The sequence below is a fragment of the Ralstonia edaphi genome (assembly GCF_958350185.1).
Taxonomy (GTDB): domain Bacteria; phylum Pseudomonadota; class Gammaproteobacteria; order Burkholderiales; family Burkholderiaceae; genus Ralstonia; species Ralstonia edaphi.
Genome location: NZ_CATWHI010000009.1, coordinates 72,435 through 84,292 on the forward strand (window position 1 = coordinate 72,435; position 11,858 = coordinate 84,292).

Consider the following 11,858-nt stretch of genomic DNA (forward strand, 5'->3'; position numbering starts at 1 on the left):
CCGCGCATCCTAACCGCTCCGGCGTGTCTCGCCTATTCCGTATGTTGCACGGGCTCGACATGGTGCAGCATCACGGGCGGTACCCGCCGCACATACCAGAGGCCAATCAGCGCCACCACCGTCGCCACGATCAGGCCGATATGGATGGCACTCACCAGCACATGGCGCGCAGCTTCGAGCAGCGCCGCACCGTCGTGGCCGGCAGCATGCAACTGCGAAAGCAAGGCGGCTTGCGCGTCATGATCGATGAGAATTTCGGGATCGGCAAGCTGGTGCAGCCACTGCGTCGCGCTGTCCGCGCTGAGCGCATTGGCAACGCCCGAGGCGTAGCGCTCGCTCACCAGCGTGCCGACCAGCGCCGTGCCGACCATGCCACCCACCATGCGCAGCGATTGCAGCAGCGCCGTGGCAATGCCCAGATGCGCACGGCCGGCCGTCTGCTGAGCAAACACGGTCAGATTGGGCAGCACGAAACCGAGCCCCAGACCGGCCAGCAGCATCAGCAACGTCAGCACCGTATGCGGCATGCCCCGGGACGACACCGACATGCCCGCCACCGCCACGGTCAGCAGCACAAAACCGGCATACAGCATGGCGTTGGGCTTCGGAATACGCGTGACGATTCGCCCGTTGATGATGCTGCCCAGCGTGATGCAGACCACCAGCGGCGTGATCACCAGGCCGGCTTCCTGCGGCGACATGCCAAACCCGCCCTGGAACAGCAACGGCGCATAGAACAGCACCGCAAACATCGAAAAACCCGACAGCAAGGCCAGCATGAACAGCGCGGCCAGCGCCGGATTGCGCAGCATGTCGAACGGCAGCAGCGGCTGTTCCGCACGCTGCTCCCACCACCACAGCGCCACAAACGCTGCCGCCGACAGCACCAGCCAGCCGAACAACGCCGGCGTCAGCCCATGTCGCGGCAGCCATTCGACGAACAACTGCAACGCCCCCAGCGCCACGGTGATCAGCACCGCACCCTGCCAATCCAGCCGGATACGCCCGGTGTGCATGGTCTGACGCAGGTGCGGCAGAAAGCGCCAGGCAAACCACAGCCCCAGCACGCCGAATGGGATGTTCACGTAAAACACCGACCGCCATCCGAATGCCTGCGTCATCCACCCGCCCAGCGTCGGGCCGATGGCGTTGGCGATACCAAATGAGGCGCTCAACATCACCTGCCAGCGCAAGCGCACGCGCGCATCGGGAAAGAGATCGGGGATGCACGCGTAAGCCGTGCCGACCAGCATGCCGCCGCCAATGCCCTGCAGCCCCCGCGACCACACGAGGAACGTCATGCTGCCTGCCATGCCGCACATGACCGACGCCAGCGTGAACACCACGATGGAGGCAATCACGAACGGCTTGCGCCCGTAAAAGTCGCCCAGGCGCCCGAAGATCGGCACCGTCACCACCGAGGTCAGCAGGTACGACGTCGCCACCCACGCGTACAGCTCAAAGCCTTTGAGTTCGGCCACCACCGTCGGCAAGGCAGTACCGACCACGGTCTGGTCGAACGCAACCAGAACGACGACAAAGCAAATGCCGATCATCGCCAAGAGCGATTCCTTGAACGGCAGAACCTGGGTATGGGAATGCGGAAGCGCGGTGTGAACGGCCATGGCGGAGGAGCGACAATACAAATGCTACATCAACGATTGATGTGTCAACGATATTGTAGCGGGATCCGGGATGGCTTGCTGGATGGGCTGATCCGTAAAAGCGCCCAAATCGAGTTGACTCGGGCGGAAAAGCTGGGAAAGAGCCGACTTTGTGTCACAGAAGGTCAGCAATAGGTTCCCGCAAGCCTACGGACGTCCAATTCCTCACACAACGGAGTTTTTCGCGCGCACTCTGAGAGAGAAAAAAGCCTTGAGGGACCTGTTAAAACGCGTGCTTAACACCCGCCATAACGCCGAATTGATTGCCACCAGGCGCCGGGTTGCTCGTCCCCCCACTCCCACCGGCGCTCACCGACAGATTCGACTGTCCGCTGTTATCGATGTACCCGCCGGTGAGATACACCGACGTCCGCTTCGAGAATGCGTAGGTGCCCCGGATGGCGCCCAGCCATGCCTTGTTGGCGCTGTTGTTGAAGTGCAAGTAGTAGACCTGCCCTGCAAGGTTGAATGCCGGTGTGATGTCGTAGGAGGCGCCTGCGTAGTACAACTGGCTGTGTGATGGCGCGCCACCTTCGTTGTTGCGGAACGAAGCGCCGATGCCCACCTTTGTCTTGTCGAATAAGGCGTAAGCTCCGAGGAGCAGACGATCGTCCTTGAGTTTGCTACTGCTGAGGCCGGCCGCTGCACCGGGGCCGCCTCGGAGCGAGTCGTACGCGGTTGAGATGCCCCAGCTGCCGGTTTCGTACATCAGCAAGGCAGACCATTCGCGGCACCCGCGGCCGTCCGATGCCAGTTCGCCGGCGCAGTTCGTGCCGGCTGGATTCGTGCCTGCGTTGACTGTGTCGCGGCCAAAGCTATACGTGGCGCCCACGGTGAACCCGCCGAACTTGCCCTTGTAAGCGATGGCATTGTCGGCTCGCGCATTCGGGCGATAGCTGTCCAACGCGTTACCGCCATAGACGTTCGGCCCCAGGATGTCCGAGTCGAGAATCGCCCAGAACAGCATGGTGTTCTGCCGACCAAACGTCACCTCCCCCCACGGCCCGCTGAGCCCCACGTTTGCTTGCCGGCCGAACAGCCGTCCGCCCTGATTCGAGACGCTAGAGTCCGGCGCAAAGCCGGATTCAAGCGTAAAGACGGCATGCAGACCGCCGCCCAGGTCTTCTTTGCCGCGCACGCCCCACCGCGACGGCACGGTGCCTGTCAGGTTCGGCATGCGCACCAGCCCGCTCTTCGTGGTCCCAACGTTATTGACGTATTCAACGCCGGCACGAGTGATAAGACGATGGCCAAAACCCGCGACACAGCGCCCTGACCAAGCCCGCTTCGAAGTCATGCGATACGTCGTCATTTGCCGGAATGATGGCCATGACCTTCGGCGGGCAAATTCCATCCGGTCGACGATGCCAGCTCGATGGCTTGCTGGATGTCTTTGCCGCGGAACCCCGCGCGCTCGATAAAGCGCCGGAAGAATCCGGGCGCTCTTGCGACGATGGTGTTCCGCTTGGGCACGATCACCATGTCCGCGCGCCGTTCGATGCCGGCCACAATGTCGCGCACGACGGATTCGCGCGAAACCATCTTCCAAAGGCCTTTGTCATTGCCGCCCCACAAGGCACGGCCCGCCGGATCGGCCACGACGTCGTCCATCATCGGTGTGGGGAAAAAGGTCGGGTGCACGCTGCCGACGCTGACTCCCAGATGCTGCAACTCCAGCCGCACGCTATCGCACAGGGCCCAAACGCCTGCCTTGCTGGCGGTGTAGGACGCCTGGAGCGGCGAATGGACGAAGGCAGCCATCGACGAAATACCCATGAGGTAGCCCTGCCGCTTCTGCACGTAGGGCAACCCGGCGCGGAACGTGCGCCAGACGCCGTTGAGGTTGATGTCGATGACGCGTTCGAATGCCTCCGGGTTGAGCGTAGCCATGGGCGCCACGGTGTCGATGCCTGCGTTGGCGATCACCACGTCGATGTGGCCGAAATGCGCCGCGGCTTCCGCCATGGCTGCCTCCAGGCTCTCCATGCTGCGCACGTTGGTGGCCCAGCCGCGGGCTCGGGAGACGTCGCCCAAGGTCTTTGCTTGCGCCTCGACCTGGGCCAAGTCCAGGTCGAACAATGCGAGGCGGGCGCCCTTGGCGCGCAGGGCCGCCGCGAGTGCGGATCCCAAGCCCCCAGTGGAGCCGGTGATGGCCACGACTCGATCGGTCAAATCATATTTCGGCATGGTTTATCCGTGCTTTGATTCCGCCTCGAGTTCCTGGATCAGGGCGTGCATTTCTTTGTGTCGGCTCAGCATGGCATCGGTCAATACACCGAAGACGCCGCGCAAGAGCGAGAACGGAACCCACCGCCACGGCGCATAGATGCGCGGCCGGCGATATTGCAAACCTTTCGCGATTGCACGTGCTACCTGCTCGGGAGGAATGGCACGACGCAGCCACCCTGGAAATCCGACCTCGTTCATCTTTGTCACGGTTGCGTTTCCGCCGAAGGCAACCTTGGCGATGGCTGTCGCCGTCCAACCGGGGTAAACGACGCTGGCCGTTGCGCCGGTATATGCGAACTCCGCTCTCAGGCAGCGCGTGAGCATTTCCACCCCTGCCTTCGATGCGGCATAAGGTGCATTCGCCATGCCATTGACAAAAGCGTATGCGGATGACGTGACAAGGACTTGGCCCTTGTTGCGAACGATCTCGGGCAGCGCCGCGCGAACCGTGCGCCAGACGCCAAGCAAATCCACTTCCACGATTTTTTCGAACTCGGCCTCGTCGCAATTGGCAATGGTTGAGGCACCGCTACGCCACGAAATGCCAGCGTTGGCAAAAACCACATCGAGGCGCCCGAAGCGCTGGATCGCCTGCTGGATGACAGCCTTCGTTGCCGCGGCGTTGGTGACGTCAAGCGCCACAGGTAGCACCCGGGATGGGGTGAACTCTTCTGCAAGTTTGTCCACCGCGGTTTGCTGCATATCGGTCAGCACCAAACTCGCACCGAGGGCATAGAGTTCGCGTGCGGTCGCGGCGCCGATGCCGCCCGCCGCACCGGTGATCAGCACCACCTTGTCGTTCAAATCGTAAGTCATCATGTGGTCTCCTTTTTCGACATGGCTGGTCCTTTCACGGGGACATGGCGCTTGAGAAAATCGAGCTGGTCAGCCACCACCCGTTCGAAGGCTTCGCCGACGTAGATGTCGAAATGGCCTTCTCGATACCGGCGGATTTCGCCGCACGGCGCTTTCTTGGCATAGCGTCGGTTGGGCCCCGCGGGCGCGACAGAGTCGGTCTCGCAGATGCAGAACAGAATCGGGCAAGACACTTTTGCCGCCCGGCGGCCGGAACGGTAGCGCAGGATATTCAGCGCGAAGCGTGCTGCGACGTGGTTGCGGAAGGACACTCCGCTCGGCACCAGGGCCAGATAGCCGCCATGGGCGTCGGGCGCGGTCATGAGCGCAGCGGAATGTGGTGGGCCTGACGTGGCCACCATCAAAGGCGTCATGCCGACCAGGCCGCGCAGCATGTCGACCATGGCCATCGCCGTCACTTTGAAGCTGCTGCGCAGATCCATCGCAAGAGCCGAGGCGATGCCGTCAGTGAAAGGACATTGGGCAATGGCCGCCGCCACGTTCTGGTCGCGCGCGGCCGAGGCAATGACATGGCCGCCGCCGAAGGACGTACCCCACAGGACGACCTTGCTGCGCATCAGGCTGGGCTGCAGCCGTGCAAAAGCGATTGCACTGGACCAGTCTTCCAGCTGTTGGCCGATGTCCAGCAACTGCCGCGGGGCTCCCTCGCTCGCCCCGAAATTGCGGTAGTCGAAGACCAGGCATGCATAGCCGGCGTCGGAAAAGCGTTCGGCAAAGGCATCCAGGCGCATCTCTTTGACGCCGCCCAGGCCGTGGGCCATGACGATGACGGGGAACGGCCCATTCCCCTCGGGTTCATAAAGCCAGCCCCGGCACCGCTCTCCTCGCTGGCCAGAAGGGAACTCTGCGTTCGCTCGTTGCGTCATTGCTGCTCCAATATGTCGATGTATGAACGTTGCCCCGCAGGCATCGTCTGGCGATCTCTCAGGAACGGCTGTAGCAATGCAAGTATCTGGTCGCGGGCCGCGTGAACCGAGCGCGCCATGACGTTCCGGTCATTGAATTGCCTGGCGTTCTGCAAGAACTGGAATGACAGCCAATACGTCGCGACGATGGCCGCGCAGCGGCAAGCGGTTTCCCGTTGCATCAAGTGCTGCCCGCTCTGATGCTCGGATCGGTCTGGGCAGAGCACGGCGTTCAGGGCCCGCATGCTCTGGTCGACCAGTTCCTTGAACCCCTGCTCGAGCGTCCGGCTTGATGCAATCAGCCTGTTCATGTCGCGGTAAAGAAAACGGTATTCCCACACGCAATCGAGCACGTTCAGAAGGCGCTCGGATAGGCGTTCGGACAGGCGTTCGCCGGACAGGGCGCCGCCCAAACGACCACGGAGTTGTGCCTGCATGTCGCGCTCGAAGCGATCGAAGAGGTGCTGCACGACGGCTTCCTTACCGCGGAAGTAGTAGTAAAAATGGCCCGGGCTCATATCAAGCCCCGCACAGAGGCCGGTTGTTGTGACGTTCGCCACACCGACCTCGTTGAAGGCCTTCAACGCGTAAGCCACGATGCGGTCGCGCGTCTGGCTTGCCTGGTCGCAGGAAATCGGACCGCCATGTCTCGGCTTGGGTGTAATACGCCTCATGTGCGGTCATCCAAGCGGCGGCACGTCGGCCCGGACAGCGCTTGCCCCGCTCGCTATCCGCTCGCGGGCAAAATCGGCAAGCGTGCGGAGGGCGTCGACTGCGGAGCGCAGATAAAACGACTGAAGGTGGAACACATGCCAGCGCGCAGCATGCACCTCGATGCGGCACGGCACGCCGCAGGCCGCAGCGTGGTCGGCCAGCCGGGTGGCATCCGAGCGCAGCACTTCATCTTCGCCAACTTGGATCAGCATGGGCGGCAGCCCACGTAAGTCGACCTTGAGCGGCATGTGCTCGGCCGCTGAGGCGGGTGCCTGATACCAGCGCAGTCCTTGTTCGAGCCAACCGCGGCGGATCATCGGATCGTGGTCCTGCTGAGACACGAGCGTGTCGCCGCTCAACGTGGCGTCGGTCACGGGTGAGATCAACAGCAGGCCAGCGGAAGCGGTATCGCCGCGCTCCCGGAGTGAAAGCGCCAATGCCAGGGCCAGCGCCCCGCCGGCCGAATCGCCTGCGACGACGATCTTCTCTGCGGCATAGCCCTGGCTGCGCAGCGCGTCGTAGCACGCCAGCGCATCGCGCAGCGCTGCAGGGTACCGGTGCTCGGGCGCGAGCCGGTAGTCGGGAACGAACACCGGCATGCCCGATTCGACCGCCAGGCGCGTCGTGATGCTGCGGTGCGTGCCCGGGCCTCCGAGGCAGAAGGCACCTCCATGCAGGTACAGCATGGCGCCGTCGGTCTCGCCGCGCTTGGGAGCAACGACGTCCACCGGCACGTTGCCGGCCAAGTCCCGGTAGCGGATCACTCCGCTCACGCCCGGCATGAGCGGAGACAGCACGCGCACGACGCTGCGCTGAACGGCAACACCGAAAGGCGGCCCGATGAGCGAGCGAAAACCGATGCGCAGGAAGTTGCGCAGGAACCATGCGTTGGCCGCCTCCCACCACCCTTGCGGTTCGGCCACGACAACGCCGGCGGTTGGCCCCACCTGCCCTGGCAGTGCTCTGGTCAGGCGGTATGCCTGCAGGCTCGAAAACCGGGTCAGCCGGCGGTAGGTCAACGTGAAGCCAGGCCAATTGGTGCTGTTGTGCCCGCTCGCATCCACGTACCAGCTCTTGCATCCGCTCCAGACGGATTTGGCCAGGCGCTGCTGAATGTGTGCGTTGAAACGCCGATAGCGGCGTGCATCCGTTTCGATGCTGGCCGTATGGGTGGCGGCCATCGCCTTGCAGCAGCGGATGACGTGGGCGATCTGGCTCTCCAGCATGTAAACGATGGAGTTGTGCCCAAGATTCGTATTCGGGCCGTACAGCATGAAGAAGTTGGGGAAACCCGGCACGGTCAAGCCAAGGTAGGCCTCTGCACCACGCCGCCACGCATCGTTCAGGTCCAGACCCGCGCGCCCGGTGATGCGCATGGGCGAGAGAAATTCGGTGGCGGCAAAGCCTGTGCCGCAGATGATGGCGTCGACCTGATGGTGCGTGCCGTCAACGGTTTCGATGCCGCCTGGGGTCACCCTGCGGATGCCTTCGGTCACAAGGTGAACGTTCGGCTTGCTCATGGCGGCGAGGTATTCGCTTGAGAGCAGAATGCGCTTGCAACCGATGGGGTAGTCGGGCTTGAGCTTGGCGCGCAGCGCGGCGTCGGGAACCTGCTTTGAGAGCAGCCGTTGGAACGGCACGCCCACCGCGAGCCGCATCAGCCCCTTGAAGCGCGTGAACGCCAGCGCGCGAGACTCATAGCGCGTGTAGATCATTGCGCGATGCAGCTTCATCGCCCATGGCAGCGCGCGGAACACTGCCTTCTCCCACGGCCGATAAGCACGATCCGGGCGCGGCATGATGTAGGCCGGTGAGCGCTGGAACACCGTGAGGTGCTGCACCGCATCGGCGATGGCCGGCACGAACTGGATGGCCGAAGCGCCCGTTCCCACCACCGCCACGCGCTTGCCCGGCAGCGCGTAGTCGTGATCCCAGTGCGCGGAGTGGAAGGTGTGCCCCTTGAAGGTTTCCATGCCCGGCAGTCGCGGGAATGCGGGGCGGCTCAACTGGCCGGTGCCGCTGATGAGCAGCGTCGCGCTGAGCGTTGTCCCGTCCTGTAGCGTGACCCGCCAGACCGAACGCTGTTCGTCATACTGCGCACGCGCGACGTCTGCGCCAAACCTGATGTGCGGCTCGACGGCGTATTTGCGCGCGCAATGCCGCAGGTACGCATGGATTTCCGCTTGGGGAGCGAACGTGCGAGACCAGTTCGGGTTGGGCTCGAAAGAGAAGGAATACAAGTGTGAGGGCACGTCACACGCGGCCCCCGGATAACTGTTGTCGCGCCAGACGCCGCCAACGTCATGTGCCCGTTCCAGGATGACGAAGTCGTGCAGCCCGGCTCGCTTGAACGCCACGGCCATGCCAATGCCGGCAAAGCCCGATCCGATGATGATGGCTGCGTGCGGAGTGGCCGCGTCGGAAGCGCGGCCCGGGTTAGCTGAATACATGGCGGGCTTCCTCCAAGGCATCGACCTTCAATTGCGTGGACATGGAGCGAACTTCCTGGAGCACCGGCTGCACCCGGCTGCGGCCCCGCATCATGTCGACCGCCTTCTCGGCAATCATGATCGTCGGCGCATTGGTGTTGCCGCCGATGAGCGTGGGCATGACGGAGGCATCGACGATGCGCAGGCCCTGCAGACCGCGCACGCGCAGTTGAGGGTCCACGACGGCGTGAGCGTCGTTGCCCATCCGGCATGTGCCGACCGGGTGATAGACGGTGTCGGTGCGCTGCCGCAGGACCTCGCGAATCTCGTCGTCGGTGTTCACATTGGCGGTGAATACATCCTTCGTGATCCACGCGGCCAGCGCTGGCGCCTGCATCAGCCTGCGCGTCAGCTTGAAGCCCGCCACCATGTCTTCGAGATCCTGCGGGTCCTGGAAGAACGCGGGGTCGATCAGCGGTGCCTCCTGGGCGTTGTTGCTCTGCAGGGTGACGGAGCCGTGGCTGCGCGGACGGAGCAGGCAGACATGGCAAGACAGCCCATGGCCCAGATGAAACGACCGCGCATGATCGTCCACCAGCGCGACAACAAAATGGAGCTGGACATCGGGCATCGCGAGCCCGGCGCGTGTCTTCAGAAAGCCGCCGCCTTCGGCAAAGTTTGACGTGAGCGCGCCTCGCCGTTCGCGGCGGAATCGTCGGATTGCCTTCAGCATGCGCAGGCCGCCACCGATCGACACGCCCATCGTGTCGAGGCTGCGCGCCCGGTAGCCGAAGATGAAGTCCGGATGGTCTTGCAGGTTCTGGCCCACTCCCGGCAGGTGCGCACGCGTCTGGATGCCGAGGCGATCCAGTTCATGGGAGGGGCCGATGCCGGAGAGCATCAACAACTGGGGCGTCTGAAACGCGCCGGCGGCCATCACCACTTCGCGACGTGCCAGCACCGTATGAAGCTGGCCGCCTTGCAGCATTTCAACGCCCACGGCGCGGTTGCCCTCGAACAGGATGCGCTGGACGTGGGCATGCGTTTTCACGCTCAGGTTGTCGCGCCGCCCGATGTGCGGCAGCAGGTAGGCGCGTGCTGCGCTCCACCGCTCGCCGTGCTTTTGCGTCACCTGGTAAATGCCGACGCCTTCCTGTTCTGCCCCGTTGAAGTCATCCGTCAGCGGCAGCCCCGCTTGGCGCGCGGCTTCCAGGTAGCGCGCTTGAAAGGGGTTGTCTGAGCGCAGGTCGCTGACCCAGAGCGGGCCGTCGCGGCCATGCCATGCGTTGTCGAGCCGCTCGTTGTGCTCGCTGAGCCGGAAATACGGCAGCACGTCGTCATAGGACCAACCGACATTGCCGCGCGCGGCCCAGTCGTCGTAGTCATTGCGGTGCCCGCGTATGTAGACCATCGCGTTGATTGCCGATGAGCCTCCCAGTGCCCTGCCACGCGGTTGGTATCCCCTGCGCCCACCCAGTCCGGGCTGGGGCACGGTCTCGAATGCCCAGTTGTTGAGCTTGGTGGGCAGCATCGCCACGGCGCCGGTCGGGACATTGATGACGGGTTCACTCCCGCTCCCGCCGGCCTCCAGAACGCACACCGTCACCTGCGGGTCTTCGGTGAGTCGTCCTGCCACGACGCTGCCGGCGGACCCGCCGCCCACAATGACGTAGTCGAAGATGTTGCCCATGTTGTTGTCTCCACACTGTTTTTTGAGCCAGGTGCTGTAAGCCGACAGCCGCTTGGCGATCCGACGTGCAAGGCCGGCGCCCCGCGCTCGGGAAGATCTGCGGCTTCCTCGGAACGGATGGCGCAACACTGCTGGGGCGACCTATCGGATGCGGTTGATGTTGCTTCCGTCATGGGAAAACACCAATGGCGCGCGGGGACAACTGTTTTAGTATTTGGGCCAAATAGCACGTCCCAAGGGTTTCTCCGTATGCGTTTCTGGGAGTTCACTCGGAGCCCGGCCAGCGCGCGCTTGCTGGTCGACTTTGGCCAGGAGCGCGGGCTTTCGCCGGCAAAGCTGCTGGCCGGCACGCAGCTGTCGCTGGCCCAACTGTCCGACCCGAATATGGAAGTGACAGCCACGCAGGAGCTTCGCGTGGTCAGCAATCTGCTGCGTCTGTTGAAGCATCCGCCGGGGCTGGGGTTGGAGCTTGGCCTGCGCTACCACTTTTCGGCGTATGGGGTGTGGGGTTACGGCCTGATCAGCAGCGCCACGGCGGGCGATGCCATGGCGTTGGCGTTGCGTTTCCTGCCGCTCACCTACGCATTTACCGTGATCACGTATCACGAAGAAGGCCATCTCGCCGTGCTGAGTTTTGGCGAGCCGGAACTGGCCGATGAGGTGAAGCGGTTTGTTGTCGAGCGGGACATGGTCGCCGCTGCCGTCTTGCTGCAGGAAATCGGGGGAGATGATTTTGCACTGTCCCGTTTCACGCTCAGGGCCAGCCCCCTGCCCGCGCGCGGGCCTTCTCCGGTACGCCGGAAGCTGTTCGCTGCGGAGCCGGAATACTCGGCGCACGTCAACAGTCTTGCGTTCGACCGATCATTCCTGAGCCGGCCGCTGCCACACGCCAACCCCCTCACGGCTTCGATGTGTGAGCAGATGTGCAGCCGTCTCATTGAAGCGCGGCGCTTGCGCGTGGGCACGACGGCGATGATCCGCCACTACTTGAGCGCGGCGCCCGGCACCACGCTCTCCACGCTAAGCAGCATGGCGCGCCTGATGAACACCAGCGAACGCACGCTCAAGCGTCGGCTGCATGATGAAGGCACCACCTTCAGGGCGTTGGTGGCCGAATCGCGCTGTGCGATGGCCAAGGCGCTGCTCATCGAGGGTGAACTGGCACTGGGAGAGATCGCGGAGCGCCTCGGCTTCGCCGACTTGTCCACCTTCTCGCAGGCGTTCAAGCGCTGGAACGGCGTGGCCCCCAGCACATTCCGCAGCCAGGGCGCGGCTATCGACAAAGAGCCGGATTGAATTTGGCCCGACACCGGAATTGGCGAGCGAGCCGGCAGCATCGGTCGTTGGTCAA

General features: G+C 63.7%; 9 protein-coding genes. 1 reads left to right on the forward strand and 8 read right to left on the reverse strand.

The annotated features are described in order from the left end of the window. Positions 1 to 32: 32 nt before the first annotated feature. From R2669_RS23515 to R2669_RS23550, 8 genes are all read right to left on the reverse strand, one after another. Positions 33 to 1,625, reverse strand: a complete 1,593-nt coding sequence (locus R2669_RS23515) for an MFS transporter (RefSeq protein ID WP_316902262.1) — start codon at positions 1,623 to 1,625, stop codon at positions 33 to 35. A 262-nt stretch (positions 1,626 to 1,887) separates the two neighbouring features. Further along, the gene (locus R2669_RS23520; protein ID WP_316902263.1) at positions 1,888 to 2,961 is read right to left on the reverse strand and encodes a porin; all 1,074 of its coding nucleotides are present in this window, start codon (positions 2,959 to 2,961) and stop codon (positions 1,888 to 1,890) included. A gap of 11 nt (positions 2,962 to 2,972) precedes the next feature. Then, positions 2,973 to 3,821, reverse strand: coding sequence for an SDR family NAD(P)-dependent oxidoreductase (locus R2669_RS23525; RefSeq protein WP_316902264.1), 849 nt, complete (start codon positions 3,819 to 3,821; stop codon positions 2,973 to 2,975). A gap of 33 nt (positions 3,822 to 3,854) precedes the next feature. Next, a complete protein-coding gene (locus tag R2669_RS23530) occupies positions 3,855 to 4,712 on the reverse strand; it encodes an SDR family NAD(P)-dependent oxidoreductase (protein ID WP_316902267.1) in 858 nt (285 codons plus the stop codon). After that, entirely contained in the window at positions 4,709 to 5,635 is a 927-nt protein-coding gene (locus tag R2669_RS23535) for an alpha/beta hydrolase (protein ID WP_316902269.1), read from the reverse strand. Before R2669_RS23535 ends, R2669_RS23530 begins: the two co-directional genes overlap by 4 nt. After that, complete coding sequence (locus tag R2669_RS23540) at positions 5,632 to 6,348, reverse strand: TetR/AcrR family transcriptional regulator (RefSeq protein ID WP_316902270.1); 717 nt, start codon at positions 6,346 to 6,348, stop codon at positions 5,632 to 5,634. The genes R2669_RS23535 and R2669_RS23540 overlap by 4 nt, the downstream gene beginning before the upstream one ends. A gap of 6 nt (positions 6,349 to 6,354) precedes the next feature. Next, entirely contained in the window at positions 6,355 to 8,838 is a 2,484-nt protein-coding gene (locus tag R2669_RS23545; protein WP_316902271.1) for a flavin-containing monooxygenase, read from the reverse strand. Next, positions 8,825 to 10,507: a GMC family oxidoreductase gene (locus R2669_RS23550; protein WP_316902347.1), complete on the reverse strand. Its 1,683-nt coding sequence runs from the start codon at positions 10,505 to 10,507 to the stop codon at positions 8,825 to 8,827. The genes R2669_RS23545 and R2669_RS23550 overlap by 14 nt, the downstream gene beginning before the upstream one ends. 249 nt (positions 10,508 to 10,756) lie before the next feature. On the opposite strand from R2669_RS23550, the gene R2669_RS23555 reads away from it, so the two are divergent. Further along, positions 10,757 to 11,803 carry an AraC family transcriptional regulator gene (locus R2669_RS23555; RefSeq protein WP_316902349.1) on the forward strand — a complete coding sequence of 349 codons (1,047 nt, stop codon included), beginning with the start codon at positions 10,757 to 10,759 and terminating at the stop codon, positions 11,801 to 11,803. The last annotated feature ends 55 nt before the right edge of the window (positions 11,804 to 11,858 follow it).

Bases quoted from the DNA above. Each gene is read 5' to 3' on its own strand.
- R2669_RS23545 (WP_316902271.1), bottom strand. From the start codon at position 8,838: ATGTATTCAGCTAACCCGGGCCGCGCTTCCGACGCGGCCACTCCGCAC.
- R2669_RS23535 (WP_316902269.1), bottom strand. From the start codon at position 5,635: ATGACGCAACGAGCGAACGCAGAGTTCCCTTCTGGCCAGCGAGGAGAG.
- R2669_RS23540 (WP_316902270.1), bottom strand. From the start codon at position 6,348: ATGAGGCGTATTACACCCAAGCCGAGACATGGCGGTCCGATTTCCTGC.
- R2669_RS23555 (WP_316902349.1), top strand. From the start codon at position 10,757: ATGCGTTTCTGGGAGTTCACTCGGAGCCCGGCCAGCGCGCGCTTGCTG.
- R2669_RS23515 (WP_316902262.1), bottom strand. From the start codon at position 1,625: ATGGCCGTTCACACCGCGCTTCCGCATTCCCATACCCAGGTTCTGCCG.
- R2669_RS23520 (WP_316902263.1), bottom strand. From the start codon at position 2,961: ATGACTTCGAAGCGGGCTTGGTCAGGGCGCTGTGTCGCGGGTTTTGGC.
- R2669_RS23550 (WP_316902347.1), bottom strand. From the start codon at position 10,507: ATGGGCAACATCTTCGACTACGTCATTGTGGGCGGCGGGTCCGCCGGC.
- R2669_RS23530 (WP_316902267.1), bottom strand. From the start codon at position 4,712: ATGATGACTTACGATTTGAACGACAAGGTGGTGCTGATCACCGGTGCG.